The 25,048-nt window shown below is 74.9% G+C and carries 24 protein-coding genes; 12 read left to right on the top strand and 12 right to left on the bottom strand.

All coding sequences use genetic code 11. The features are described 5' to 3' along the window. Positions 1 to 126: 126 nt before the first annotated feature. The gene (gene dmpI, locus ABT048_RS20710; protein ID WP_350522894.1) at positions 127 to 309 is read right to left on the bottom strand and encodes a 4-oxalocrotonate tautomerase DmpI; all 183 of its coding nucleotides are present in this window, start codon (positions 307 to 309) and stop codon (positions 127 to 129) included. Between the two features lie 125 nt (positions 310 to 434). Further along, positions 435 to 1,334 (bottom strand): LysR family transcriptional regulator, encoded by a 900-nt coding sequence (locus tag ABT048_RS20705; RefSeq protein WP_350522893.1) that lies wholly within the window; start codon positions 1,332 to 1,334, stop codon positions 435 to 437. A 190-nt stretch (positions 1,335 to 1,524) separates the two neighbouring features. Between ABT048_RS20705 and ABT048_RS20700 the strand changes: the two genes are divergently transcribed. Then, positions 1,525 to 2,196, top strand: coding sequence for a DUF1707 SHOCT-like domain-containing protein (locus ABT048_RS20700; RefSeq protein ID WP_350522892.1), 672 nt, complete (start codon positions 1,525 to 1,527; stop codon positions 2,194 to 2,196). 131 nt (positions 2,197 to 2,327) lie between these two features. Here ABT048_RS20700 and ABT048_RS20695 read toward each other — a convergent pair whose 3' ends face one another. Further along, positions 2,328 to 2,738, bottom strand: a complete 411-nt coding sequence (locus ABT048_RS20695; protein WP_350522891.1) for a VOC family protein — start codon at positions 2,736 to 2,738, stop codon at positions 2,328 to 2,330. A gap of 148 nt (positions 2,739 to 2,886) precedes the next feature. Between ABT048_RS20695 and ABT048_RS20690 the strand changes: the two genes are divergently transcribed. Further along, positions 2,887 to 3,408: a MarR family winged helix-turn-helix transcriptional regulator gene (locus tag ABT048_RS20690; protein WP_350522890.1), complete on the top strand. Its 522-nt coding sequence runs from the start codon at positions 2,887 to 2,889 to the stop codon at positions 3,406 to 3,408. A 132-nt stretch (positions 3,409 to 3,540) separates the two neighbouring features. On the opposite strand, the gene ABT048_RS20685 is transcribed toward ABT048_RS20690, so the two are convergent. Then, positions 3,541 to 4,203, bottom strand: coding sequence for a C40 family peptidase (locus tag ABT048_RS20685; protein ID WP_350522889.1), 663 nt, complete (start codon positions 4,201 to 4,203; stop codon positions 3,541 to 3,543). Positions 4,204 to 4,456: 253 nt separating this feature from the next. Here ABT048_RS20685 and ABT048_RS20680 point away from each other — a divergent pair, with 253 nt between their 5' ends. Further along, the gene (locus ABT048_RS20680; protein ID WP_350522888.1) at positions 4,457 to 4,861 is read left to right on the top strand and encodes a RidA family protein; all 405 of its coding nucleotides are present in this window, start codon (positions 4,457 to 4,459) and stop codon (positions 4,859 to 4,861) included. A gap of 100 nt (positions 4,862 to 4,961) precedes the next feature. On the opposite strand, the gene ABT048_RS20675 is transcribed toward ABT048_RS20680, so the two are convergent. Beyond that, positions 4,962 to 5,462: an SRPBCC family protein gene (locus ABT048_RS20675; RefSeq protein ID WP_350522887.1), complete on the bottom strand. Its 501-nt coding sequence runs from the start codon at positions 5,460 to 5,462 to the stop codon at positions 4,962 to 4,964. Next, the gene (locus ABT048_RS20670; protein ID WP_350522886.1) at positions 5,459 to 5,914 is read right to left on the bottom strand and encodes an ArsR/SmtB family transcription factor; all 456 of its coding nucleotides are present in this window, start codon (positions 5,912 to 5,914) and stop codon (positions 5,459 to 5,461) included. Before ABT048_RS20670 ends, ABT048_RS20675 begins: the two co-directional genes overlap by 4 nt. Positions 5,915 to 6,102: 188 nt before the next feature. Here ABT048_RS20670 and ABT048_RS20665 point away from each other — a divergent pair, with 188 nt between their 5' ends. Both ABT048_RS20665 and ABT048_RS20660 read left to right on the top strand, forming a co-directional pair. Beyond that, on the top strand, positions 6,103 to 6,915 hold the full coding sequence (locus tag ABT048_RS20665) for a hypothetical protein (protein WP_350522885.1): 813 nt from the start codon (positions 6,103 to 6,105) through the stop codon (positions 6,913 to 6,915). Between the two features lie 60 nt (positions 6,916 to 6,975). Beyond that, positions 6,976 to 8,415, top strand: coding sequence for a Fic family protein (locus ABT048_RS20660; protein WP_350522884.1), 1,440 nt, complete (start codon positions 6,976 to 6,978; stop codon positions 8,413 to 8,415). Positions 8,416 to 8,784: 369 nt separating this feature from the next. Here the strand turns inward: ABT048_RS20660 and ABT048_RS20650 are convergent, their stop codons facing one another. Then, the gene (locus tag ABT048_RS20650) at positions 8,785 to 9,456 is read right to left on the bottom strand and encodes a hypothetical protein (protein WP_350522883.1); all 672 of its coding nucleotides are present in this window, start codon (positions 9,454 to 9,456) and stop codon (positions 8,785 to 8,787) included. A 351-nt stretch (positions 9,457 to 9,807) separates the two neighbouring features. On the opposite strand from ABT048_RS20650, the gene ABT048_RS20645 reads away from it, so the two are divergent. From ABT048_RS20645 to ABT048_RS20630, 4 genes are all read left to right on the top strand, one after another. After that, positions 9,808 to 10,533 carry a ScbR family autoregulator-binding transcription factor gene (locus tag ABT048_RS20645; protein ID WP_350522882.1) on the top strand — a complete coding sequence of 242 codons (726 nt, stop codon included), beginning with the start codon at positions 9,808 to 9,810 and terminating at the stop codon, positions 10,531 to 10,533. A 300-nt stretch (positions 10,534 to 10,833) separates the two neighbouring features. Continuing rightward, on the top strand, positions 10,834 to 11,703 hold the full coding sequence (locus ABT048_RS20640; protein ID WP_350522881.1) for an AfsR/SARP family transcriptional regulator: 870 nt from the start codon (positions 10,834 to 10,836) through the stop codon (positions 11,701 to 11,703). A gap of 89 nt (positions 11,704 to 11,792) precedes the next feature. After that, positions 11,793 to 12,596 (top strand): TetR family transcriptional regulator, encoded by an 804-nt coding sequence (locus ABT048_RS20635; protein WP_350522880.1) that lies wholly within the window; start codon positions 11,793 to 11,795, stop codon positions 12,594 to 12,596. 500 nt (positions 12,597 to 13,096) lie between these two features. Beyond that, positions 13,097 to 13,900 (top strand): putative protein N(5)-glutamine methyltransferase, encoded by an 804-nt coding sequence (locus tag ABT048_RS20630; protein ID WP_350522879.1) that lies wholly within the window; start codon positions 13,097 to 13,099, stop codon positions 13,898 to 13,900. Positions 13,901 to 13,963: 63 nt separating this feature from the next. Here ABT048_RS20630 and ABT048_RS20625 read toward each other — a convergent pair whose 3' ends face one another. Beyond that, on the bottom strand, positions 13,964 to 14,392 hold the full coding sequence (locus tag ABT048_RS20625; protein ID WP_350522878.1) for a PPOX class F420-dependent oxidoreductase: 429 nt from the start codon (positions 14,390 to 14,392) through the stop codon (positions 13,964 to 13,966). Positions 14,393 to 14,621: 229 nt separating this feature from the next. Between ABT048_RS20625 and ABT048_RS20620 the strand changes: the two genes are divergently transcribed. Together ABT048_RS20620 and ABT048_RS20615 are read left to right on the top strand one after the other, a co-directional pair. Then, positions 14,622 to 15,068, top strand: coding sequence for a hypothetical protein (locus ABT048_RS20620; RefSeq protein ID WP_350522877.1), 447 nt, complete (start codon positions 14,622 to 14,624; stop codon positions 15,066 to 15,068). Positions 15,069 to 15,158: 90 nt separating this feature from the next. Further along, entirely contained in the window at positions 15,159 to 15,662 is a 504-nt protein-coding gene (locus ABT048_RS20615) for a DinB family protein (RefSeq protein ID WP_350522876.1), read from the top strand. 58 nt (positions 15,663 to 15,720) lie between these two features. Here the strand turns inward: ABT048_RS20615 and ABT048_RS20610 are convergent, their stop codons facing one another. Continuing rightward, positions 15,721 to 17,139, bottom strand: a complete 1,419-nt coding sequence (locus ABT048_RS20610) for a pyridoxal phosphate-dependent decarboxylase family protein (protein WP_350522875.1) — start codon at positions 17,137 to 17,139, stop codon at positions 15,721 to 15,723. 162 nt (positions 17,140 to 17,301) lie between these two features. Here ABT048_RS20610 and ABT048_RS20605 point away from each other — a divergent pair, with 162 nt between their 5' ends. After that, entirely contained in the window at positions 17,302 to 18,363 is a 1,062-nt protein-coding gene (locus ABT048_RS20605) for a HEAT repeat domain-containing protein (protein WP_350522874.1), read from the top strand. Here the strand turns inward: ABT048_RS20605 and ABT048_RS20600 are convergent. From ABT048_RS20600 to ABT048_RS20590, 3 genes are all read right to left on the bottom strand, one after another. Continuing rightward, entirely contained in the window at positions 18,311 to 20,377 is a 2,067-nt protein-coding gene (locus ABT048_RS20600; RefSeq protein WP_350522873.1) for a HEAT repeat domain-containing protein, read from the bottom strand. The genes ABT048_RS20605 and ABT048_RS20600 overlap by 53 nt on opposite strands. 216 nt (positions 20,378 to 20,593) lie before the next feature. Then, positions 20,594 to 21,856 (bottom strand): MFS transporter, encoded by a 1,263-nt coding sequence (locus ABT048_RS20595; RefSeq protein WP_350522872.1) that lies wholly within the window; start codon positions 21,854 to 21,856, stop codon positions 20,594 to 20,596. A gap of 195 nt (positions 21,857 to 22,051) precedes the next feature. Continuing rightward, the gene (locus ABT048_RS20590; RefSeq protein WP_350522871.1) at positions 22,052 to 25,045 is read right to left on the bottom strand and encodes an RNA repair domain-containing protein; all 2,994 of its coding nucleotides are present in this window, start codon (positions 25,043 to 25,045) and stop codon (positions 22,052 to 22,054) included. Positions 25,046 to 25,048: the final 3 nt, after the last annotated feature.

Genomic DNA, 25,048 nt, shown 5'->3' with positions numbered 1-25,048 from the left:
GACCGCCCTCGGCGACGCGGGAGGGGAGCACGCGGACGCCGCCCAGTCCGTGCGGGTGACCCTCTGGAACGTCGCGATGGCGGCCGGCGGGCCGCCCGGCGGTCGGCTCGCGGTGGCGGCCGGCGGCTACCGGTCCGCGGTGAGCCGGCCGGCGGCGCCCCAGTTCTCCGCCGGGTACTCCTGGATCCACACCGACACGCTCTCGGCGGGAACCTCCAGGGTCGCCACGAAGGCCTCGGTGATCCGCTCGACCAGCTCGCGCTTCTGCTCGACCCCGCGCGGGCCCTGCTGAATGGTGACGATGGGCATGTTCGGCTCCTGACCGGGTGTTCCCGCCGGGACTTCCGGCGGGGTTCTCCTGCCGGTTTCTCCGGCTGGGAACAGTCCACCCCACCGGGCCGTCGGCACCCAGACCCGATTCGCTCTGGCAGCGATCACGAATCCTGATCGTCCCCGGTCGCAGCGGTGCGGCGGCAGGCTTCCAGGAGCAGCCGGGGGAGCGGGGCGGTGCGCCGTACGGCGATCGAGGTCGGTACGGCGAGCGGGGTCCGGCAGGGGCGGAAGGCGATCCGGTGGGCGTTCGTCATCCGGGCGTTGGCGGCGTACACCACCGTCCACATCGGGGTGCCGGTGCCGATCGAGGCCAGGGTGTCCTGGAGGGTGCCGTCGTGCGCCGGGCCGGGGACCGGCCGGAAGCCGGCCCGGGCGCAGGCGTCCGTCACCAGGTCCACCAGGGCCGGGTTGTTGCGGCGCTCGGTGAGTCGCAGCGGCAGGTCGGCGAGGTCCGCGAGGTCGACCTCGGGCCGGTCGGCGAGGGCGTGCCGGGCGGGCAGCGCGAGCACCAACTCGTCCTCCCAGGCGGGCAGGAAGCGGAGGTCGGGGCTGTCCTCGGCGACGGCACCGCGGACGAACGCGGCGTCGAGACGGCCGTCCGCCAGCCGGGCGAGCCGTTCCCGCACCGGGGCGGAGTGCAGTTCGACGCGCACCTCGGGGGCCCGCCGCTGGTAGGTGTCCAGGATCAGGTCGAGCCGCTCGCCGAGCCCGGTGACGGTGCCGAGCCGGAGGACGGCCGGTGCGGCCAGATCGGCGGCGAGGGCGCGGGCGGCGTCCTCGGCGGCCAGGACGTCCCGGGCGGCGGGCAGGAAGCGCTCGCCGGCCTGGGTCAGCCGGACGTGCCGGGGCGAGCGGTCGAACAGCTCGACCTTCAACTCCCGTTCCAGGCGCCGGACCTGCTGGCTCACGGCGGGCTGGCCGAGCAGCAGCTTCTCGGCGGCCCGCCCGAAGTGCAGCTCCTCGGCCACGGCGACGAAGCAGCGCAGCTGCCGTAGCTCCATGCGATCCCCTGCTCGAACTGTTGATCTGTCGATGGTCGGCCTGCCGTGGTCGGTCGGCCGGCGGCCGGCCCGTCCGTGGTCGACCCTGGCGGCCAAACGTATCGCGATATAGCGTGTTCCTGTTCGCGCCGTCGGTCGCACCACCGACCCCATCGCGTGAAAGCCCTTTGTCGAGCTCAGGACGGGATGCATGCCGGGAGAGATCTCGCCCATCGGGAAGCCCACCGCAGGGTCCGCCGGGAAGCCCGCCGGAACGCCCTCCGGGCGCGGTTCGCAGCCCGCGATGCGGGCCTCCCACGCGGACCGGGACCGGGTGGTCGAGCTGCTCCGGGTCGCGGCGGGCGACGGCCGGCTGACGTCCGACGATCTGGACGAGCGCGTGGACGCGGCCCTGTCGGCGCGGACGGTCGACGAGCTGGCCGAGCTCACCGTCGACCTGCCGACCGGGCCGGTCTCGGCCACCGGGGCTCTGGCCGAGGTCAAGGACGTGGTCCGGATCGACCAGCGGTTCAGTACGGTCGAGCGGTCGGGGCGCTGGGTGGTGCCCCGGCGGCTGGAGCTGTCCGCGGAGTTCTGCAAGGTGACACTGGACTTCACGCAGGCGGTGATCACCCAGGACACCGTGCAGATCGCGCTGGACATGCGGGGCAAGACCCTGACGCTGATCGTCGCGCCGGGCATGGTGGTCGATGCCGACGGCCTGGCCCTGGAGTTCAGCAGGGTCAGGGAGCGGCGGACGCCGGACCCGGACGTGCCGGTCCGGCTGCGCGTGGAGCTGGTCGGCAAGAAGACCTTCGGCCGCGTCGTCGTGCGGCAGCCGCGGAGGTCGCGCCGGCCGACCGGCCGACGACCCCTGGGGTAGCGCGCGCAGGCGGCGATCGCGCGGCAGTGCCGGACGCGCCCGCCCACGCCCTTGGTGTCCTATGACCTGCGCCCTCGACCGGAGCCCCTGACCGGTGTCCCTGGCCTGCGTCAGGGGGACGCGTCTCAGTCTTAGTAGGACTGAAGCTCGATCAGGTGACCGTCCGGGTCCCGCAGATGGGCGGTTCGGAGGTTCGGGCCCCACTCCGGCCGGTCGGTCGCCTTGACGGCCAGGGTGCCGCCGTGGCGCAGGCAGAGGTCGACCGCGGAGTCCACGTCGTCCACCCGGAAGACCAGCATCGCGGAGTCCTGCGTGGGTGTGGCGGGGCGGGTGGGCGACCCGGCGGTGCCGAGGGTGGCGGCCATCATGGAACGGTCGAAGAGCACCAGAACGGCTTGGTCGGCGACGTCCCAGTTGGCGTACGGGCCCTCGGGTGTGCCCTTGACCAGGGCGGCGCCCGTGAACGGCGGCAGGATCGCGCCGTAGAAGGCGAAGCAGTCGGCGAAGCGGGTGACGAGCAGGCGGGGGTACAGGGCGTCCACGGGCGAACTCCTGGGTTCGGTCGGGTCGGGTCGGGTTCGGTCGGATCGGCTCGGGTCGGTTCGGGGTGGCTCAGGTCGGCCACGGGCGACTCGGGTCCAATATTAGTGGGTCGACACCCACTATAGGTGTGGACCCTAGAATGGCGCCATGGCCTCCGAGAACCCGCCCTCCGCGTCCGAGCGTCCCGCGCCCGAGGGCTCCGCGCCCGACCTCCAGGGACTCGAACTTCCCCCGTCCCTGTTGGATCTGAGCACCTATCTGCTCTCCCGGGTCGGCCGGACGGCCCGTGTCCGGCTCGCCGAGCGGCTGGCCGAACGCGGCCTGCGGCTCTGGGACATGGCGGTGCTCGCCTCGCTCGCCGACTTCGGTCCGCAGGCCCAGCGCGACCTCGTACGGCGGCTGAGCCTCGACCCGAGCGACCTCGCCAAGGTCGCCGACCAGCTCGCCGCCGCCGGGTACGTCGAGCGCGCCCGGGACCGCGCCGACCGGCGACGGGTCTCGGTCTCGATCACCACCGCCGGGCGGGCGCTGCTCGCCGAACTCGACGCGCAGGCGCGGGCGGTGCAGGACGAGGTGCTGGCGCCGCTGGACGCGGGGGAGCGGCAGGTGCTGCAGTCGCTGCTGCTCCGGGTCCACCGGGGAGCGGGGGAGCGGCGCACCGGTCTGTGACTGGTGACCGGGACGTCCGCGGCCGGTCAGGCGGCGGGCGGGCCGGGCCGGGGGTCGGTCAGGCGGTCGGTCAGTCGGCGGGCGGCAGGTGTGGCGGTCGGTCAGTCGGCGGGCGGCAGGTGTGGCGGGCGGTCAGTCGGCGGGCGGCCCGGGGCGGCGGGCGCCGGCGAACTCGCCGGCCCAGCGCGGAACGTCGAGCACGTGCTCGACGCGGGCGACCAGCGTGCCGGTGCGCTCGGCGTGGATCATCGCGCCGTCGCCGACGTGGATCCCGACGTGGTGCAGCGGCGCGTCGGGGCGGGAGAAGAACAGCAGGTCGCCCGGGGCGAGCGCGTCGCGCTCCACCGGGGCGCTGCGGTTGAACTGGGCGACGGTGTAGTGCCCCAGCTCGACGGCACCCTCGCTGCCCCGGTACCAGCAGTAGAGCGAGAGGCCGCTGCAGTCGAAGCCCACCGTCGTCTCGCCCATGCACACGCCGTTGAGGTAGCCGTTCTGGTCGTCGCAGAAGCCGAGGCCCGCGCCGAGGCGGTCGCCGCCGCCCCAGGCGTACGGCACCCCGATCTGGGCGGCTGCCACGGCGGCGACCCGCAGGCCCAGCGCGCCGGCGGGCTCGGTGTCCCGTGCGGGGGGTGGGGTGGGCGTCGGGTGTGCGGCGTGTGCCGCCTGCGCTGCCTGCGCCGCCGGGGTGAGCGAGGGGGCGAGCGCCGGGACCAGGCCCGCCCCGAGGGCGAGGCCGAGCATGCGGCGCCGTCCGACGCCGGCGTCCTGGTCGCGGTCGGACGGTTGGCGTTCCATGGGGCGGCTCCCGGGCGGCGGTTGCGGGCAGAGACACGCGTGTGGAGGTGCGTGCGCGGAGGCACGCGTGTGGACGCGCGTGCGTGGGCACCAGGATCGCGTTCCGGTGGGGTCGCCCGCCATCACCCGCAACGGTGAATCGTGGGCGCACCGGCCTTGTGACCGCGGGGATTCCGTCGGTAAATCGTTTGACGGTCGTTCACATGGGGCCAACGATGGGCGCGAACGTTCGGTCGGGCCGTCGGAGGACCTCATGAGCAGCGCCGTCAAGTTGATCCGCACCACACGTCTGACGCAGGCCGTCGACTACGCCTACGGCGCGGTGGTCGACGCCCCGGCGCGCACGCTGTGGCTGGCCGGGGCCTGTCCGCTCGACGAGGAGGGCCGGACGGTCGCCGTCGGCGACTTCGAGGCGCAGGCCCACCAGGTGATGCGCAACCTGGTGACGGTGCTGGAGGACGCCGGCGCCGGGCTGACGGACATCGCCCGGACGACCGTGTACGTGGCCTCCGGTGACCAGGCGGACCTGGTGAAGGTGTGGAACGTGTACCGCGCGTACATGGGGGAGCACGACGTGCCCAGCACCCTGCTCGGCGTCTCGGTGCTCGGGTACGACGACCAGCTGGTGGAGGTGGAGGCGGTGGCCGTGCTGCCCTGATCGCCCGGGAAGCGGAGAACCCGGGAGCCCGCGGGCCCAGGAGTCCGGAGCCGAATGGCCCGGGCGATCACGGCGGCACGTCGGCCCGCCTGTCGCTCGGTCAGCCCGCCGCGAGGCCCGTGGCGAGCAGGGCGTCCAGCTGCCGGTAGCCCTCGACGACGCCGTGCTCCATGCCGCTGGCCAGGATGGCGTCCCGGGCCGCCAGGCTGTCGACCACCGACAGCACGGTGACCCGGGTGCGGCCCTCCCCGGCGGGCTCGAAGGTGGCGGTGTCCAGTGAGACGCCGTCCGGCACACCCTCGAACGTGAAGGTCTGGACGAGCCGGGTGGTCGGCCGGACTTCGTGGAAGGAGCCGTAGAAGGCGGCGATCTCCTGGCCGTCGCGGTGCATCGTGTAGCGGTAGTGCCCGCCCGTCCGGGCCTCCCAGGTGTCGATCTTCATCTCCAGGTCCTTCGGGCCGAGCCACTGGGCGACCAGCTCGGGCTCGATCCAGGCCCGGAACACCCGCTCCTGCGGGGCGTCGAACTCGCGGACGATCCGGATGGTGGGCAGCTGCGGGTCCGCCTCGATGTGGGTCTCGGGGCCGGTGGTGGAGGTCATGACGGGTCTCCTTCGCTCTGCTGGGGTCGATCCTTGCCGTGGCTGTCGCTGTCGTCGCTGCTGTCGCTGTCGCTGTCGCTGTCGGTGGAAGTGGAGGTGGAGGTGGTGGCGGGCCCGGTGTGGGCATCGTCGTCCGCCAGCTCCGCGAGGAGGGCGTCCAGGCGGCCGAAGCGCTCCTCGGCCTGGCGCCGGTACCGCTCGATCCAGCTCGTCATCAAGTCGAACACCTGCGGCTCCAAGTGGCACGGCCGTCGCTGCCCGTCCCGGCTGCGACTCACCAGTCCGGCCTCCTCCAGCACCTTCAGGTGCTTGGAGACGGCCTGCATGGACATCGCATAGGACTCGGCCAACTCGCCGACGGTCGCGTCCCGCAGTGACAGCCGGGCCACGATGTCCCGTCGCGTCGGATCCGCCAGGGCCACGAACGCCCGGGACAGCTGGTCGACAGCCACCATGCACTCCTGCTCTTCCTCAACCGATTGGTTGAGAACAACGCTACGCCGCCTCGCGCGCTTGTTCAACCGTTTGGTTGCGAATGCCCCGCCGTACAGACCCGCGCAGGCCGTGCCGACCGTGCCGACCGCGCAGGCCGTGCCGCCCGCCCGGCGGCCCCGAGCCGCCGGTGTGGGATCATGATCGGATGCCTCAGGACCCCGAACCGTCGACCGACCCGCTGCGCGGCCGGTGGCCCCTCGCGCCCTCCAGTTCGGCCGACTGGCTGACCGAGCTGTGCGGCGACGGCGTGCTCGGGTTCATGCCGCCGGCGATGCCCGATGCCGCCTGGGTGCTCAACGCCATGTACGAGCACGAGCACGGGCCGGGCGAACTCACCCACCACGAGTACCGCCAGGCCCGGCTGGCGGACGGGAGCGCGCAGCCCCTCGTCCTCGTGGGCGTGGACCTCGACGCCGTGGGCGTGGCCACGGGCGGTGACCTCGGCCGCGCCGAGCACCCCGGACCCGGCTGGCGGCGGTTGCGCTGGGCCGAACTCGCCGAACGGACCGGCGACCCCGTCGTGCCCGAGGGGCAGCTGCCCTGCCTCCGCTGCTTCCCGTCCGCGAGGAAGGGCGGCAGCTGGCCGCTCGGGATCGTCCCGCCCACCGAGGGGAGCCTCGACCGGGAGACCTGGAACCGTCTGATCGCCGTCCTCACCGCGCACAGCCCGGCCGGCCCGGACACCCGCTGCCTGGCCTACTACAACCCGCTGATGATGGCGGCCGACGACTTCGACAAGCACCACGTGCGCGAGGGCCGCCTCGGCGACGCCGAACTCCTCTACGACACCGACGACGTGGACTCCAGCCCCTCCAACCTCTGGGCCGCCGACCGCTCCTGGGTGCTGTGCACCGACTACGACCTCTGGGCCACCAAGGTCGCCGGGCCCCCGGCCCTCGTCGAAGCCCTGCTGGGCGACGCCGAGTTGGAGGCACTGCGGCTGCCCTGGGCGGCCTGACACCGGGCCGGGCCGAACACCACGTGAACCGGCATCGCACCGGTATGCCAAGCTGACGCGGTGATTCCGAACCTGGCCCCCGGCCGCCTGAGCTGGCACGACGTGGACCCGACCCGTCACCCCTTCGACGCCGCATCGGTCGAGCGGGAGGTCCGCGGGCTCGGACCGGCCCTGCGCGTGCCCTCCGCGTCCGACGCCCCCACGGGCGACGCCGAGCGGCGCGAGTGGAGCCGGAACGTGGCCGCGCCCTGGGCCGGCGCCATGTCCTACGCCCTCGCGCAGCACTACGGCGTTTGGATCGTCGGCTGGCGCTGGGCCATCGGCGAGGGGGACTACGACGGCGGGCCGATCGACAGCTGGTGCTGCCCGCCACACTCGGTGACCACCCCGGAGGAGACGCTGGGGCGGGTCGTCGCGGCGGTGCGCGAGTGGCGCGCCTGGCTGGAGGACCTCGCCGAACGGTTCGAGGCGTACCCGCTGGACCCGGCCGCCGTCGGGGAGCAGCGGGCCCTGTGGCAGAGCGCCGCCCGCGGCCTCATCCTGCACGTGGCCGACCGCACCTGCGGCGACAGCGGCTGGTACGGGCACTGCAAGCAGGTGCTCACCTGGTTCCTCGCCCGCTGGGGTGTCGCGCCCGACACCGCCCGGGAACTCGTCGAGGAGGCGGTCGGCGGGCGGTTCACGAGCTGGGTCAGCCCCGACACCGTTCTGGTCCACGAGGTCGCCGAGCGGCTGGCGGAGTCGCTGCCGCCGGTGGCAGCGGCTGCCGACCGGCCCGTCGAGGCCGCCGACCGGCCCGCCGCGGCCGCGGCCGTACCGGACCACCTGGAGCGCTGGCTCGCCATGCGCCCGGACGTGGCCTGGCCGGAACCCTCGGCGGAGGCGACGTCCGGGCCGGTGACCCCGACCCGCGACGGAGCCGCCGAGGACATCCGTGCCTTCGACGGCTCCATCGACCCCGCCCGGGCGGACGGCCTGCTCGCCGCCCTCGACCGACTCCGCGCCGACGCGGCACGCGGCGCCGCCCTCGACTTCGAACTGCTCCGCGGCTGGCAGCAGCACGTGCTGGGCACACCGGAGCCGCCGCGCTTCCGCACCCTGCCGGCCTTCGCCAAGGGCGGCGGGGAGCGCTACGGCATCGCCCCCGACACCCGCGCCCGCTTCGACGCCTGCCTCGCCGAGAGCGCTCGCCCCGCCGAGGTCGCCGGTTCCGCCGGTGACACCGACGGAGACGGGGCGCTCCCGCTCACCGTCCGCGCCGCCCGCGCCTACCTCGACGTCTGCTTCTTCCACCCCTTCGACGACGGCAACGCCCGCGCGGCCTTCCTCACCCTCCTCTTCGTGCTCGCCCGCGAGGGCGTCGGGCTCGACGGCGTCACCCTGCTGCGCCGCATCACCTTCCAGGCCGACAACCCGCAGGACCCGCTGATCCTCGCCCGCTACATCGGCTTCCACCTCGACGAGACCCGCCGCAACGCCGCTGCCGTGAAGGAGTCCTGAAGCCTGTCGCAGCGGGTCGGGTGAAGGCAGGTCGACGTGTGCCCCGGCCTGCCCGGTAGTCGCGGCTGGACGCACCGACCGTGCGGTTCCGCACCAGGATCAGGGTGCCGTCCACGGTCCGCAGCCGCTCCACGCCCGTAGTCGGGCGTGGAGCGGCCTCCAGCGCGAGTGCCGCACACCGCCGTCGAGGAGATCCCGAACAGTGGCGCTCGCTGCCGCAGGGTCAGGTCGGTCCGGTCGTACACGGCCACGAGCAGGACTCGGTTCAGGACGGGCTCCGACAAGGCCGGCCCGCCGATACAGCCGATGGCGCGGCGGATCCCGCGGAGGCGTCGGTGGGCGTGGTCATTCTGCGGACCGGCGGGTTTCTCACTCGCAGACGTGCTCGCCGGGGACGTGTGCCGAGTCCTTCCCGTCCGGGAACCGGGCGCGGTCGGGGGCTACGGTGCCGTCCGGGCGGCGGACGCGGGCTTGCAGGACGCCCAGTGCGGCCCACGGGGTGCTGACGGCGTAGACCGTGCGCGGGCCGTGGGCGGTCGGGAACCGGGCGACGGTCCGGACGGCGAGGTGCCGGTCGCCGCAGGCGATGTCCTGGACCTCCTCCTGGTCCGCGTAGAGGAAGCTCACCCACCGGCCGCCGTCCACACTGGCAGGGCCGTGCAGGGCGTTGACCGCGGGCGTGCCGTCGTCCGGGAGGGGGCTGCTGGTGCAGCTGACCTGCCGGATGTCCTGGTCCCCGATCTCGAACTCCTTGCCGTGACAGAAGCGTCCGTCGGCCAGGGGCCAGAAGTACCAGATGGTGCCGCCCTCGTCCCGGTAGTGGCCCCACTGGTCCCCGGGCGGGTTGTCCGCCGTGGCGCGGATGCGTTCCAGACCGGCCGCGACCTTCTGCGCGAGCGGTAGGTTGACCGCGCTCGGCGGAACGGTGGCGGAGGCGCCGGGGCCGGCCTGCGTGGCGCTGCTGCAGGAGGCCACGGCGGCGAGTGCCAGTCCGGTGGCGGTCGAGATGGCGGCACGGTGCCGCAGCGGGCCGAGCTTCACGTTTTCCCCCCGTGGTCCGACCGTTTCGATCTTCACGGTCGATTCGCCCGTAGGACGCCGCGATGGAGGACGGAGGTTGCGCGGTGGCTCGCGCATGGGGAGGTCGACTGCGCGACGAAAGGAAACCAATCGTTCGGTTTTTGTGAGCGAAAGGATTTCCCTGGGTAAGTCGAACGGCAGTGGCCGGCGGGTTGCGTGGTGACGGACCGTCGGACGGGGCTCGGCGGACTGCGGGGAAGGGCGAGTGGTTGGGGGATTGCCCGACATCGTCTTGTCGGTTGCGGGTGGGGCGTAGCTAAGATACGGGGTGTTTGGTTTTGTTTTCCGGGATCTCAGGGCGGGGTGGTTGCGGTGGTACGGCAGGAGCGGGCGCTCCGGACGCGTCGGCTGATCCTGGAGGCGGCGGCATCGGTCTTCGACGAGTTCGGGTACGAGGGAGCGACCATCGGGGAGGTGGTGACCCGGGCCGGGGTGACGCGCGGTGCGGTCTATTTCCATTTCGCGTCGAAGCGGGATCTCGCACAGGGCGTGGTCGAGGAGCAGTTCTCCCAGGACGGGGTTCCCGAACGGAGCTGCAAGCTCCAGGAGTTCGTGGACACCGGGATGGTCGTGGCGTATCTGATGCCGCGTGACCCGCTGCTGAGCGCGGGTGCCCGGCTCTCGCTCGGGCAGGACCTGTTCGACGACCTCGGCGGGGGAGCCATCCCCGGGTGGATCGACCGGATGGAGGCGCTGCTGACCGTGGCCGGCGAGCGCGGTGAGCTGCTGCCGCACGTCGTTCCGGCGGACACCGCATGGCTGGTCATCGCCGCGTGGACGGGGGTCCAGATCCAGTCCCAGAAGCTCTCCGGGCGCGCTGACCTGGAGCTTCGGGTGTCCGGGCTGTTCCAGCACCTGATGCCGAGCATCGCCGTGCCGGGTGTGCTCGGCTCGCTGCGGATGGGGCCGGACCGGGGCGCCCAGGTGGTCGCCGAGATCGCCGCGGCCCGTACGTCGGACGACGGCGTGGACGGGGACGGCGCCGACGAGGGCGGTGCGGTGCCGGTCGAGCAGCAGGCAGGGGTCGGCGTGGGCTGACGCCGGATCAACCGGCCTCCCGTCCGCGGGAGGTGGGCGCGCGAAGGCGCGGTGGCGGTGGCGGGATGCGGGGGTCCTGCGCCGCCTTTGTTTTGCACTGCGGCCGGTACGGAGGGTGGCGGAGCGGATCCAGCGGGTGAGCGGGGCGGCCCCACCTGAAAACAAACAGCACGTTCGGTTTTGTATTGACAAACCGCGCGTCCTGTTTTTCACTGGTGACAGTTGCCCCCTGGGCTGTCGACCCGGGTGCCGGCCGCGGCGGAAGAGCCTGCGGCGTTCCGTGTGATTGGGGTGGTCATCGTGGAAATTCGGGTGCTCGGGGCGCTGGACGTCCGGGTGTGCGGGGTGTCGGTGGTGCCGTCGGCGCCCAAGCCGCGCCAGGTGCTGGGGCTGTTGGCACTCCGTGCCGACCAGGTGGTTCCGGCGGGGGTGCTGGCCGACGAGCTGTGGTCCGGCCGTCCGCCGCGCAGCGCGCGCACCACCGTGCAGACGTACGTCCTCCAACTGCGCGACCTGATCGACCGGGCGCTCGCCCAGGGGGACGGCGGCCCGGGGGCGACCTGCGCCAAGGACGTCCTGGTCACCTCGCCCGGCGGCTACATGCTGAACAGCGGCGGCGGGCTGACGGACGTCCGCGAGTTCGAGCGGCTGGCCGGTACGGGCTACCGGGCGATGGACGGCGAGGACCATCCGCTGGCCGCCCGGATGCTCGGCGAGGCGCTCGCACTGTGGCGCGGGCCGGCCTTCGCGGACGTCCCGGTCGGCGGCCAACTCGCCGTCGAGGCCAAGCGGTTGGAGGAGACCCGGCTCTGCGCGCTGGACCAGCGGATCGACGCCGACCTGCGGCTCGGGCGGCACCGCGTGCTGCTCGCCGAACTCACCGTCCTGGTCGACCGCTACCGCACCCACGAGAGCCTGCACGGCCAGTACATGATCGCCCTGCACCGCTCCGGACGGCGCGGCGAGGCCCTGGAGGCCTACCAGCGCCTGCGGAACACCCTGGTACGGGAGTTGGGCATGGAGCCCTCGGTCGGACTGCGCCGCCTGCAGCGCTCCATCCTGCTCGCCGCGCCGGAGCGACCCGCCGCGTCGGAGCGGACCGGGCGCGAACCCGTCGCCGCCGGAGCCGGGTTGTCGGAGGCGGCAGCCCGACTCAGCCGGGTCGGCTGAGCAGGTCGGTCGCAGGACCCGGCGCCCGCCCGGGAGTTCGCCGGGGTCCGGTCGGAACGTGCTTGTCGTCGTGAGGGGTTGTGGGACGAGTGGTCCAGGAGAGGTCGGAACGGACGCGCGGGCGGCTGGTGGAGGCGGGGGCGGGGCTGTTCGACCGCTGCGGCTACGCCGGTGCCACCCTCGGCGAGATCGCCGCAGCCGCAGGGGTGACGAAGGGGGCGCTCTACTTCCACTTCGCCTCCAAGGAGGAACTGGCCAGAGCGGTCTTCGAGCAGGCCGAGTGCTCGCTGCGGTCGGCCTGCGGCGACCACCGTGCCGTCGACTCGCCGCTCCAGGCGCTGATCGACGCCGGGTACTGGCTGGTCGACGCCCTGGGGACGGACCCGGTGGTCCGGGCGGCGTTCCGCCTCGGCCGCGCGGGCGGCTGGCAGACGGACCATGCGACGGGTGGGTCCGGGGCGGGTGGCCCTTCCGCAGGTGGACCGTCCGCGGGCGGGCCCGCTGCGGGAGGGCTCGGGGCGGGAAGGCCCGGGTCGGGCGGGTTCGGGTCGGGCGCAGCCGGGGCGGTGGATCCCCGGCGGGTCTTCGCGGGTGTGCGCGGCTTCCACGGCGTCTGGGCCGGCGTCGTCCGGGACCTGCTGGCCGGAGCCGACCGCGCCGGCGAACTGCGCGACCGCTCGGACGGTCTCGGCCCGGAGACGCTGGTCGTGACCGCCGCCTGTGGTCTGGAGGTGGTGTTCGCCGACGGCTGCCCCGCCGAGGAGCGTGCCCGTCGGGTCGGCGCCCTCTGGGACTGGTTGCTGCCCTGCCTGGTGCCTCCCGGCAGGGCCGACGGATACCGCACCAGGCCGCCGGCGCCCCAGCCGACCTCACCGGCGCCGCAGCCCGTCTGACCGGCGGCGTGACCGTCCGGCCGGCGGCGTAACCGTCCGACCGGAGCGCGGATCCGGACGAGCGGAGTGCGGTCCCGCCCGGCGGGCGGAGCGGAAGCGGGGAGTGGGCGCCCTCCGCCGCGCCCCCGGGGTCGCCCCCCGGGTCGACTGCCCGTGGGCGCCCGACGGAGCGCGCGCGCCGGGGCCGACGGCGCGGCAAGGCCGGGGTCGACCGAGCGGCAAGGCCGGGGTCGACCGAGCGGCAAGGGCCGGGGGCCGCAGCACGTTTGATCATCCTCGGCGGGCCGTGCGGTAAGGTGGTTGACGCCGAGTGTGACCGCGACCCAGGGAGGTGAGACCCATTACCGGAATGTCCGAGCGGGTGCTCCCTGAGTGCGGCCGTGCGGGCGCCGCGCGCGCGTAGCGCAGGCGGCGTGCCGACGGTGTCGGCCCTGGCGGGAGCCCTGACGGAGTCCTTCTCCTCCGTTCCTCCTCCTCCCGTCTTCCCCTAAGGGGTTCTCTTGCCGGTCTTCTCCTCCGCCGCTCTCCGATCCTCGGTGGTCTCCCGACTGCGCGCAGCCGGTTGCGTGTTCGCCGAGGACGAGGCGCGCGTCCTGCTCTCCGCCGCCGCCTCGCCCGCCGACCTCGCCGCCATGGTCCGTTCCCGAGCCGAAGGCCGTCCGCTCGAACACGTCGTCGGCTGGGCCGAGTTCGCCGGTCTGCGGATCGCCGTCGACCCGGGCGTCTTCGTCCCGCGCCGGCGCAGCGAGTTCCTGGCGGCCGCCGCCACCGCGCTGACCGGCCCGCCCCGGGGCCCGGGCGCGGTGGTGCTCGACCTGTGCTGCGGCAGCGGCGCACTGGGCGCCGCCGTGGCGGCCGGGGCCGCGCACCCGGTCGAGCTGCACGCGGCGGACATCGACCCGGACGCCGTCCGCTGCGCCCGCCGCAACCTGGCGGGAACGGGCGGGCTGGTCCACCGGGGCGACCTGTTCGCCGCCCTGCCCCCGGAGCTGCACGGCCGGGTGGACGTGCTGATCGCCAACGTCCCGTACGTCCCGACGGGCGACCTCGCGCTGCTGCCGCCCGAGGCGCGGCTGCACGAGGCCCGGCCGGCGCTCGACGGGGGAGCGGACGGCCTGGACGTGCTGCGCAGGGTGGTCGCGCAGGCGCCGCGGTGGCTGGCGGCGGACGGCGCGCTGCTGTTCGAGACCAGTGAGCGTCAGGTGGCGGCGGCCCTCGCGGTGGCGCGGGAGGCCGGGCTGGCGGCGGCGGAGAGCCGGCACGAGGACCTGGACGCCACGGTGGTCACCGCGACACAGGGGTGAGCCGTGGCCCGGGGCGCGCGGTCGTCGCAGCCCCGGGCCGGTGGCCGGTCCGGTCCGGCCCGCTCAGAGGTGGGTGCCGTACACGTGGTCGACCGGGATGGTGAGCAGCACCCGGCGGTCGGCGACCATCACCTCGCGGTACTCCTTCCAGTCGGGATGCTCGCCGGCGGCGCGGCGGTAGTAGTCGACCAGGGCCTCGACCTCGGGTCCGTCGGGGTCGGTGCCCGGGCCGGTGAGGGCGGCGACGCCCTCGGCGGTGGCCCAGGAGCGCCCGTCCGGCCCGGTCACCTCCAGGCTCACCCGGGGGTCGCGGCGCAGGTTGGCGGTCTTGGCCAGCCCGTCCCGGGTGGAGACCAGGATGGCGTTCGCCTCGCGGTCGTAGAACGGCAGGACGGGGGAGAGCTGGGGCCGGCCGTCCGCCTTGATGGTGGCGAGGATGCCGAGGCGGCTCTGCGCGAGGAGCGCGTACGGGTCGAACGGTGTGGCGGTCATGGGAGCATCATCGGCCTTCACACCGGTGTGAAGGTCAAGGCGGGCCGGGCGTGTTGCGCGGGCGGCGCCCATGATGGCACGCGCCGCGGACCGGGTGGGGAGGTTCGGCAATCCGGTGCGACGTCCGTCGGGGCGGGGCTATGGTCGGGGCGAGAACGTGACGTTCCGTCGGGTTTCCGTGACGGACCGTCGACGACCGCGCCGCCCGAGACCGAGGGGACACCGCACGATGGCACGCGAACGCAGGCCCGTGGAACTGCTGGAGTTCTCCGACGACCTCCACTACGAGGACGTCACGCCGCTGCGGGCCTTCCTCGACGCCCGGCTGCGCGAAGTGGTCGAGGCCCAACCCGAGGGCACCGACGCCCGGTTCGCCGCCGAGCGCCTGGCGGACGTCACGAAGTCCGACTGCATCTTCCTGTCGGACGTCCTGGGCGCCTGGGAGGACGTGCTGATGGAGGGCCGCGGGGACGAGCCAGGGTGGACGCAGCGGATGCGGCAGGACGGCGTCCTGTGGTGGGCGCGGCTGTGCAGGACCGCGGAGCGGTTCCGCGATCACCCCGACCACCGCAGCCGGTGGCGGCCGCTTCCGTTCATGAACCTCGCGCACGCGGAGTTCATGGCGGGCCTGACCGACCGGGCGGGCGGCGTGTACGGGGACGGGGCGCACCCGTGATCCCCGCCGGGCAGGGACGGGTCGGGGCGGGCCGGTCCGGGGCGGTGATCGGGGAGTCGGGTTGTCGGTGCCGGCTGGTACGGTCCGATCATGGAGAAGCGAGTGCCCTTCACGGGTGAGGAGAAGGAAAGCCTTCACGTCGCACTGGACCGGCACCGCGATGCGGTGCTGTGGAAACTGGAGGGCTTGGACGACGAGCAGTTGCGCCGGCCGATGACGCCGTCCGGGACGAACCTGCTGGGGCTGGTGAAGCACCTCGGTGGTGCCGAACTCGGTTGGTTCCGGGAGACGTTCGGCCGGGAGACGGGGCCGATGCCGTTCGACCTCGACGCCGACGAGATGTCCGACATGCGGGTGGAACCGCACGAGTCGACGGCGGACATCCTGGAGTTCTACGCGCGGGCGCGGGCCGGTGCGGACGAGACCATCCGGGAGCTCGCGCTGGACGACCTCGGGACGTCGTGGTCGGGTAACACCGTCTCGCTGCGCTGGGTGCTGATCCACATGACGACGGAGGTCGCGCGGCACGCCGGGCACGTGGACATCCTGCGGGAGCTGATCGACGGCGGGACGGGGGACCACAACCGGAGCTGAGCCGGGGCCGGTCGGGCCCTGCTCCGGTCGGGCGCATTCGTTCAGGGCCTGTGCCCGGTCAGACCCCGTTCCGGTCGGGGGCCGGCTTCCCGACGGCCCGGGCCAGCGCCTCCGCCGTCCGCCGGACGTCCGCCTCCGTGGTGCGCCAGTTGCTGAACGCCGCGCGCAGGGCGGGCCGGTCGGCGTAGCGGGTCGGGGTGAGGAAGGCCTCGCCGGCCACCTCGGCGGCGAGGTCGGCGAGGCGCTCGGGCGTGGGATCCGTCGCCAGGGTGAAGCAGACGACGTTCAGCCGGACCGGCGCGAGCAGGCGCAGGCCGTCGATCCGCTCGACCGCCTCACCGAGTGCGCGGGCGCCCGCGACGTTGCGCTCCACGATCTCCCGGTGGCCGGAGCGTCCGTACGCGCGCAGCGTGAACCAGGCGGCCAGGGCGCGCAGCCGGTGCGAGTTCTCCGGGGTGAGGTGGACCAGGTCGGGGTGCTCGCCGAGAGGGCCGAGGTAGGCGGCGGCGTTCCGGAACACCCGGGCCTGCAGGTCGGGGCGCCGGGTGAACTGGACGGCGCTGTCGTACGGCACGTTGAGCCACTTGTGCAGGTCGACGCAGACCGAGTCGGCGAGGTCCAGGCCGGCCACCAGGTGCGCGTGCTGTGGCGACAGCGCGGCGAAGGCGCCGAACGCGGCGTCCACGTGCAGCCAGAACCCGTACCGCTCGCGGAGGGCCGCGATCGCCGGCAGGTCGTCGAAGTCGACGGTGTTGACCGTGCCCGCGTTGGCCACCACGACGCACGGCCCGTCGGCCTCGGCCAGCGCCCGCTCCAGCGCGGCCACGTCCACCGCCTCCCGGCCGGGCAGCAGGGGCACGCCGTGCAGCGCCGTCCGGCCCAGGCCCAGCACCGACAGCGCCTTGGGGACGGAGGAGTGCGCGCCGCCCGACAGCACTCGGACCGGGCCCAGCGCGCCGACCCCGTCCTCGGCGACGTCCACACCGAGCCGCTCGCCGAGCCACTCACGGGCGATGGCCAGCCCGACCGTGTTCGACATGGTCGCGCCGCTCACGAAGGTGCCGTGGTGCGCCGGGGACAGCCCGAACAGCTCGCGCAGCCAGCCGACCGTCTCGCGCTCCAGGTGCTGACCGGCCGGGTCCAGCGAGGAGTTGGAGTTCTGGTCGGCGGTGGCGGTCAGCCAGTCGCCCGCCAGCGCCGCAGGGGTCGCACCACCGGTGACGAACCCGAAGTACCGCGGCCCGGCGCTCGCCGACAGCCGCGGCTCCCACCGCTCGGCGAACTCCGCCAGCGCCGCGGGCAGGCCACCGCCGGCCGTGGGCAACCCGCCACCGCCCGTCGTCGGCAACCCGTCACCGGCCGCCCGCGGGATCACGGACCGCTCGTCGAGGCCGTCGAGGAAGGCGAGGGCGTGCTGCCGGGTCTCCTCCAGGAGTTCGGGCAACCGCGCGAGGTCGGCGGCGAGTTCGGGGTGCATCGGGTTCTCCGTTGATCGACTTGCGTGGTTGACCGGCTGTGTGGCTGATCGGCTGTGCGGCCGAGGGTAGTGGCCGGCCGGGCCGCCGTCCCGGGCCAATCCGGTACGGGTGGCCCGGTCCGGACGGGGAGTTGTCAGTGCGGCGGGCTAGCGTGGCGGACCATGGACGTTCGACAGGCGGTACCGGACCTCGCCTCCGCGGACGCGGCGGTGCGTCGCGCGGCGGTGCGGGCCCTGCACGCGTGCGGGGACGCGGGCAGCTCGCAGGCGGCGAGCGTGCTGCCGCTGCTGGGGGATCCGGACGCCGAGGTGCGGCAGGCGGCGGTGCGGCTGTTCTGCTCGTGGGGCGAGGGCGTCGTGCCGCTGCTGCGGCGGGTGCGCCGGGACGGTCCCGGCGGCGCGCGGGCGGCGGCACTGGAGGCACTGGCGGAGATCGGCGGGGAGGCGGCCCTGTCCGCCCGGGACGTGGCGGCGCTGGAACGGCTGGTGCGGGTGAAAACGCCCGAGGACGCACCGGTGCCGATGGCCTGCTGCTTCCTGTCGTGGATCGCGGTCCCCACCGGCGACCAGTCCGGCGTGATGAGCCTGCTCGGCCTGTCCGCGCCGCGCCCGGTGCCGTTCGCCGCCGGGGTGTACGCGGCCGATGTCGACAGCCACGGCGGTTTCGACGAGGACCCGCACGACGCGCTCCGCCGGGTGTTCGTCACCCCCGAACTGGCGGGCTGGACGCTGGTGGTCGGCGCCTGGTGCGATCCGAGCGACGCCGAGCGCGCGGACGACGTCCTGGCGGCCTGCGAGCGCCTGAGCGCCCGCTACGGGCGGGCCCAGGCGTACTGGTGGAGCGCGCAGAACGACGGCTCGGCCGTGCTGGTCGCCGAACGTGGTGCGGCCGTACGGCGGTTCGCCTACATACCGGGCGAGGACACCGGGCACCTGGAGCTCGGCGCGCCGCTCGGGTACGAGCAGCGGCGCCGGGCCGAGCTCGGCCTGCCCCCGCTCGTGGCGGGCCGGCTGCCGGCGGAGGCGGACGAGGAGGACGAGGAGGACGAGGCGGAGGACGAGTGGATGTGGGAGCTCCTGGAGCTGGCGCCCCGCCTGGCGGGCGAGCTGAGCCTCGACCCGCTGTCGCTCGGGCCGGGCACACCGGTCCGCGGCACCGGCGTGCTGGCACTCACCCCGTACGGGCGTCGGATGCGGCCGCCGGCGGGGGCGTTGCGGCTGTGACCCGGCACAGCTCGGTGACGGCGGCGCGGATCGTCTCGTCGTCCACGAAGGCGCGCCAGGCGCCGGACGTGCTGAGGCGTTCGTCGCGGGTCAGGGCCTCGGCCAGGACGGCGGCGGCGGGGCGGGCGGCCGGGCCGATGCGGGTCAGGTGGCGGACGGCCTGCAGCATGGCCGGGTAGTAGGTGCCGGCGCGGAGGTTCCTGCAGGCGTCGAACAGGGCCGGCACGGCGGTGTCGGTGTCGCCGGTGGCGGCCCACAGGGCGTGGGCGGCCTCGACGCTGACCCAGTCGTACGGGTCGGCGACCAGCGCGCGGAGGCGGTCCCGGTACGGGGCGGCGTGCGGGCCGAGGTCGGCGAGCTTGCGCAGCGCGGGGCCCACGAAGCGGCCGTCGGTCGCGGCCGGGCCCAGCACGGCGAGTGCGGGTCCGGGCTCGCCGCCGAGCCGCCAGTAGGCCCAGGCGGCGAGTTCCGCGTCCGCTCCGGTGGCGATGGTGCCCGCGGCGTTGGAGCCCGCAGCGGCAGTGGTGCGGGCGCGCAGGAGGGCGAGGGCCTCCTCGCCGGCCGGCTGCCGGATCCCGGCCAGCGCGGTCGCCGCCGGGGCCCAGGTCGCGTCGTCCGCGAGCAGGCCGAGCAGCTCCGGCACGGCGGGTGCGGCAGCCGGCCCCCAGCCGGCCAGCACCTCGCAGAGCGGGCGGGCCAGCGTGGGGGCGGAGCCGCGCAGGTGGGCGCGGATCGACGGCAGGAGGGCGTCCGCGTGCTCCCGGAGCGGGGCCAGCAGTTCATGGATGCCGGGGAGTTGCGGGTAGTGGTGGGTGCCGAACCGGGCGTGGTGCACCCCGGCGGCGCCGAAGGCGGTGGCGCGACCGCCCGCGGTGACCAGGTCGACGACGGCGGGGACGCAGCGCGGGTCGCCGATCCGCGCCAGGGCCCACACCGCCGCCTCGCGGACGGCTTCGCCCGCCCGGGTGCTCCGGGTGGCGGTGTCGTCGAGCAGCGCGGCCACCGCGTCGGCGTGGTCGGCCGCGGCGCTGCCGAGGCAGGCGAGCAACTCGACCGAGCGGAAGCGGACCTCGGTGTCCGGATCGTCCAGGCGCGCCGCGACGGCGGGCAGCACGGCGGGCACCGCCGAGCGCCAGCGGGAGAGCAGCCCGCCCGCCTGGCCCAGTGCGCCGGTGCGCTGTTCCGGGTCGGGGTGCTCGGCGAGCAGGCCGAGGACGTACGCGGGCGAGGCGCCGGGGAACAGGCCGGCCGTCCAGCCCTGCACGCCCTGGACACCGCAGTCCGCCGTGCTGGTCTGCCGCCAGAGCTCCACCCCCGGGTCGCGGACCGCGTCCAGGACGCGGCCGAGGTGCCGGCTGGCGAGCCCCGGATCGTCCGGGGCCAGCGCGTGCACGGCCGCCAGCCGCAGTTGCGGTTCGGGCGCGTCCAGCAGCCCGCGCAGCAGGGCGGTGGTCCGGGTGGACAGGCCTGCGGTCGGCTCCCGGCGGGTGGCGTGGCCGAGGGCGATCACCAGGTCGAGGCGGGTGGCGGGATCCTCCTCCGCCTCCCACCGCGTCAGGAGGGCGGGCAGCGTCCGCGCCCCGGAGCTGCCGCAGCCTCCCAGCAGATCGGCGACGGTCCGGCGGATCGCGGGGTCGGGATCGGACAGCTGACCCAGCACCTCGGGCAGCGCCCGCTCCCAGGCCGCCCCCCACGCCGGATCGACCTGTGCCTCGGCGACGAGCGCGGCCTCACCGCTCAGCCTCGTCAGCAGGTCCAGCAGCTCCAACCGCTCACGCCGGGCCACGACATCCGGCCGGGCGGCCAGCCGGACCAGATACGGCAGGGCGGCCGAGGCGGCGGAGCAGACCCAACCACCCTGGTGGAACAGGAGGTTGTCCAGATCGCCCGCGGCCTCCCAGGCGTCCTCCCGGTCGGGGCCGGCGCAGCGCCGCAGCAACCCGGGTACGTCCGCCGCGGAGCCGTAGTTGTGCTGCAGCCCGGCCCAGTCGATGGTCTCCAGTCCCTCCCACATGCGCGGACCCTATCGCGTGGTCCGATCGTCGGACTGCGGACTGCGGACTGCGGACTGCGGACTGCGGACTGCGGACTGCGGACTGCGGACGCCCGGGCAGCTCGGCACGTCTGTCGGTGCGCATGGCCAGGCTCGATCCGGTCCCACATCGCAGCACTGATCACCAACCGGACGGACACATCCGATCAACTGCTCAGCCCATCACAGAGATACGCCTCAGACGGTGTCGGGGAGCGGGGTCCCGTCGGGGTGGACGGGTGCCGTGGGGGCCGGGTCGTCGTTCGGGCGGCGGGTGCGTTCCGCCCAGGCGGCCAGCGGCGGGCCGGCCGCGCCGAGGACTGCGAAGAACACGCCGAGCAGCAGCCAGCCCGAATGTCCGAAGCCGAGGACGACCGTCGTGAGGACCGCCGGGGCCAGGGCCTGACCGGTGTCGAAGCCGACGCCGAGGAGGCCCTGGTACTGCCCCTGGGCGTGGTCGGGGGCGAGGCCGAAGCCGAGCGCGTAGCCGCCCGAGGACTCCCACACCTCCCCGAGGCTGTGCACGCCGACGGCGAGGACGACGAGCGCCGGCGCGACCCAGGCCGGGACGTCCGCGGTCAGGGCCATCAAGGGGCAGCTGACCAGGAAGCACAGCCCCGCGAGGCGGAGCGCCCGACCGCCCTGGTGCGGAGTCTCCACCCGGGAGCCGATCCGGCTCTGGAGCAGCACGCACACCGCGCTGTTGACCGCGTAGACCGCCGCCACCGTCCAGCGGGGCGCGTCGGTGTGGGCGGAGAGCCAGATCGGCAGCAGCAGCGAGACGGTCTGGTACTGCAGGCCCATCGCGCCGTAGAGCGCGACGAAGGACACGAACGGCCGGTCGGACAGGACGGCGGCGCGGTGGTGCTCCTCGGGCCGGGGCAGCGGCCGGTAGTCCGGGAGGCCGCGCACGGCGATCAGGGCGGCGCAGGCGAAACTGGCGGCATTGGCGAGGATGAGCGCGGTGTACGCCGTGCGGGTGCCGACCGAGACGGCGAAGGCGGCGCCGAGGGTGCCCAGGACCACGCCGAGGTTGACGAAGGTGCGGAGTCTCGCCCGGAAGGCGGCCGGGCGCTCGCCGCCGGCGCGGGCGACGAGCGCGCCGCCCGCGGCGCCGGCCGCCGCCGCCGCGAGCCGGTCCAGGGTGGCGACGACCGTGAAGGTGGCCCAGTCGTGGATGAGGACGAAGGCGGCCATCGTCGCGGCCTGCAGGGTGAGGGCCGTCAGCCAGACCGTGCGCGGCCCGTACCGGTCGGCCAGGTTCCCGGCCGGGACCCCGGCCAGCAGCCCGACCAGCCCGGCGATCGTGAGGCCGACCCCGACCCGGGCGGCGGGCAGGTGCACCACCAGCGTGAAGTAGAGCACCGACGCGGTGTTGAACAGCCCGTTGCCCACCCGGCTGACGAAGCTCGCCATGATGAGGGCGCGCTGCGGACCGCTCGCCGGCGATAAGCCGGACACCTGTGACCTGCTGCCGTTTCCGATCATGGAGAACAGGCTAACAATGCCCCCGCGGGCACCCTCCGGACTGGACTGCGACGGCCTCGCGGCCGGCCTGGTCGAGCGGGCCGAGGCCCTGGAGGCGGGCTGACGACGGTTCGGGTCCCCGCCCGGGACGGCGTCCGGCGGGCGAGGACGTTCGGCGGGAAGGGGCGTTCAGCGGGTGAGGGTGGGGACCGCGCCGCCGTCGACATGCTCGATGCGGACGCCGGGGAGGTGGCGGCACCAGGCGGCGGCGAGCGGGGCGAGGCGGTCCGCGGTGAGCGGGGTGCCGGCGGGGCCGAGGCCGATGGGGAAGTGGGTGCGGCCGTCGGACGTCCGGTAGGGCTGCGGCCAGGCGTGCAGGTGGGTGCCGCCGGCCTCCTCCAGCGCGGCCAGGAGCGTACGGAGGCGGCCGCGGACCAGCCCGACGGACTCCTCCGCGGCGGTGACCACGGCCCAGGTGGCGTGCCGGCGGTGGAGCGGGGGCGGGGCGAGCAGGGCGGGCCAGGGGTCGGTGCTCTCCGTGACGAGTTCCCAGGCGCGGTACAGCTCCTCGGCGAGCAGGTCGCGGGTGTCCGCGCCGACCTGGGTGGTGCAGCTGCGGACGGGGGAGGAGGGGGTGAGGACGGTCAGCGGTTCCGGCCGGCGGTCGGTCAGATCGCCGTCGGGGGAGTCGGGGGAGTCGAGGGAGCCGAGGGAGACGGGCCGGCGCCAGTCCCAGCCCGCCCAGGTCTCGGCGAACCGCCGGAACAGGCCGCCGTCCGTGTCCGGGCCGTCCGTGTCCGGGCCGTCCGTGTCCGGGCCGTCCGTGTCCCGGCCGTCCGTGTTCTCGGTGGACTCGCTCGCGGTGCCTTCGTCGTCCAGGACGGTGCGTGCGGCGAGCACCGACCAGGCGAGCGACGGGAGTTGGCCGAACGGTGCCGAGTCCAGGCCGCGGGCCCGGGCCCACGCCTTGACCTGCCGGGCCAGCCGGACGAAGCGGTCGTGCCGTTCGCCGAGTGCCGTCAGGATCGCCTCGGCGTCGGTGACGGCGCTCAGCGCGACGGCCTCCGCCTCGCCCAACTCGGCCCGCCGGTCGACGGCTCGGGCCGGATCGAGCGAGCCGGTGAAGACGACGACGAGATCGACGGACAGCCCGTCCGCGGCCAGCCGCAGCCCCGGCACCCGGGCGCCGCGCACCTCGCGCAGCTGCCGGGCGTCCGGCAGCGCGGCCGCGATCCGGGCGCGGACGCCGGACAGGTCGGCCGGGCCGGGCAGGGCCGCCACCAGGTCCAGGTCGGCCCCGTCCAGCTGACAGCCCAGCCGGCGCGAGCCGACGACGTGGACCGCGCCGTCGGGCAGCGCCGCCGCGATGCTCCGGGCCAACTCCCTTGCGGAGGCTGCCCGTCGGGGTGACTCCGGCCGAGGCGAGACGGTCGCCTCCTCGGGAACCGGACGCACCTCGCCCGTCCCCAGCGCGATCACCGCGCGCGGCCGCATCGGCTCGGCGCCCCGGCGGGAGAGCACCACCAGCTCGCCGACCCGGGCCGGGACCGCGTCGAGCCCGGCCGCGCAGTCGGCGGCCACCCGCTGCGGATCGGTGCTGCGCCCGAGGGTCAGGTGCGGCGTGAACCCTTCCGCCCGGCCGCGGCAGCGGGGGAAGCGGCGTTCCAGCGCGTGCCGCAGCGCCGCCCACGGCTCGGCGGAGGTGGCGGCAGGGTCGAGCCAGACGGTGGCGTCCTCGCGGTGACCGAAGGTGTGCACGCCCTCCAGCCGCGCCGTGAACGGGTCCACCTCGGCGGCGGCCGCGCCCAGCAGCGGCAGCGCGCGGTCGAACTCGGCCTCCGGGACGAAGCCGAACAGCAGGTTGACGTGCGGCGGCCAGCGGTGCACCTGCGGGTCGTGCGCGGTGCGCAGCCGCTGGATCGGCGGCCACAGCTCCTCGGGCGGCAGCCAGGCGACGGCGGTGCGGGCGGTGGGCGCGGCGGCGAGGAAGTCCGGCGCCCCGGCCTCGGACCCGCCCGCTCCGGCCTCGGCCCCGCCCGCGCCGCCGAGGGTGAGGTCCACGGCGACGCCGTAGTGGTCGGAGGGGTGCAGTCCGTCGGCGGTCGGGCGGTCGCCGAGCAGCCCGGCGGCGGTGACGCGGGTGCTGTCGGAGCGGTGCAGGACGCGGTCGATCCGGCCGGGGCGGCCGGTCAGCGAGGAGACGGCGGCGAGCGGGTTGACCGTCGGGTCGAAGGTCGGGGTGTCGTCGGACGGCCCGTGCACCTGGGTCCAGGCGTCCCGCAGGCCCAGGGCGGCGGCCGGGCCCGAGGTGCCGGAGCGGGCGTCGTTGAAGTCCCCGAGCAGCAGCAGTTCGCCCTCGACGCCGCCCAGACCCTCGGCCAGCTCGGTGAGTTCGGCCTCGCGGCGGGTCGCGCCGTCCGACGAGTGGTCGCTGCTGAGGTGGACGGCGGCGACCGTCAGCGGTTCGCCGGCGGTCCGTACGGTGATCGCGGTGACGGCCTTGTGCGGGCCCAGGGCGTGCCTCCCCGCCTCCAGGACGGGCAGCCGGCTGAGCAGCAGCAGGCCGTGCTCGTCGACGTCCCGCCCGAGCGGGTCGGTGTTCAGGGTGTACCCGGCGCGGACCCAGGGCGCCGCGAGCAGCAGGGCGACCAGGGCCGGTTCGACCTCCTGCAGGGCGATGACGTCGGCGTCGGCGGCTTCGAGCGCGGCGAGCAGCAGCGGGCGGCGGCGGGCGGTGGCGATCCGGTCGGCGTCGTAGCGGTCCCACAGGGTGTTCCAGGTGACCACGCGCAGGCCGGTGACCGCCGGGGCCGCGGCGTGTGCGGCGCCCGGGGCGGGGGTGTGGGCGGCCTCCGCGTGGGCGGCCAGCCAGCCGTCGTCCGGCCGCCAGGCGTACGGGGTCGTGGCCGCGAAGAAGGGCGGGCGCAGGCGGCGCGGAGCGGTGCGGCGTCCGGCCTCGGTGGTGTCGAGCACGTCCACGCCGGACGGGCGGTCCCAGACCACCACGCCGTCGGCCTCGACCCGCTGCACCCGGTGCCAGGGGATGTCCCCGGAGGCGGCGAACGCCTCCAGCGGGATGCGCTCGGTGCGGTCGTCGCGCTGGCGCACGCCCAGGGTGAACCGGGCCGGGTCGAACCGGGCGTCCCAGCGGATGCGCTGGCAGATCTGTTCGATGGGACGCATCGG

This window comes from Kitasatospora sp. NPDC096140 (genome assembly GCF_040303045.1).
Lineage (GTDB): Bacteria > Actinomycetota > Actinomycetes > Streptomycetales > Streptomycetaceae > Kitasatospora.
This window is presented reverse-complemented; position numbering and strand designations above follow the sequence as displayed.

Coding starts and splice junctions, on each gene's coding strand:
- ABT048_RS20615 (WP_350522876.1), top strand. CDS start 15,159: ATGGAGAAGCGAGTGCCCTTCACGGGTGAGGAGAAGGAAAGCCTTCAC.
- ABT048_RS20680 (WP_350522888.1), top strand. CDS start 4,457: ATGAGCAGCGCCGTCAAGTTGATCCGCACCACACGTCTGACGCAGGCC.
- ABT048_RS20590 (WP_350522871.1), bottom strand. CDS start 25,045: ATGCGTCCCATCGAACAGATCTGCCAGCGCATCCGCTGGGACGCCCGG.
- ABT048_RS20685 (WP_350522889.1), bottom strand. CDS start 4,203: ATGGAACGCCAACCGTCCGACCGCGACCAGGACGCCGGCGTCGGACGG.
- ABT048_RS20600 (WP_350522873.1), bottom strand. CDS start 20,377: ATGTGGGAGGGACTGGAGACCATCGACTGGGCCGGGCTGCAGCACAAC.
- ABT048_RS20705 (WP_350522893.1), bottom strand. CDS start 1,334: ATGGAGCTACGGCAGCTGCGCTGCTTCGTCGCCGTGGCCGAGGAGCTG.
- ABT048_RS20625 (WP_350522878.1), bottom strand. CDS start 14,392: ATGACCGCCACACCGTTCGACCCGTACGCGCTCCTCGCGCAGAGCCGC.
- dmpI (WP_350522894.1), bottom strand. CDS start 309: ATGCCCATCGTCACCATTCAGCAGGGCCCGCGCGGGGTCGAGCAGAAG.
- ABT048_RS20605 (WP_350522874.1), top strand. CDS start 17,302: ATGGACGTTCGACAGGCGGTACCGGACCTCGCCTCCGCGGACGCGGCG.
- ABT048_RS20620 (WP_350522877.1), top strand. CDS start 14,622: ATGGCACGCGAACGCAGGCCCGTGGAACTGCTGGAGTTCTCCGACGAC.
- ABT048_RS20665 (WP_350522885.1), top strand. CDS start 6,103: ATGCCTCAGGACCCCGAACCGTCGACCGACCCGCTGCGCGGCCGGTGG.
- ABT048_RS20690 (WP_350522890.1), top strand. CDS start 2,887: ATGGCCTCCGAGAACCCGCCCTCCGCGTCCGAGCGTCCCGCGCCCGAG.
- ABT048_RS20610 (WP_350522875.1), bottom strand. CDS start 17,139: ATGCACCCCGAACTCGCCGCCGACCTCGCGCGGTTGCCCGAACTCCTG.
- ABT048_RS20675 (WP_350522887.1), bottom strand. CDS start 5,462: ATGACCTCCACCACCGGCCCCGAGACCCACATCGAGGCGGACCCGCAG.
- ABT048_RS20700 (WP_350522892.1), top strand. CDS start 1,525: ATGCCGGGAGAGATCTCGCCCATCGGGAAGCCCACCGCAGGGTCCGCC.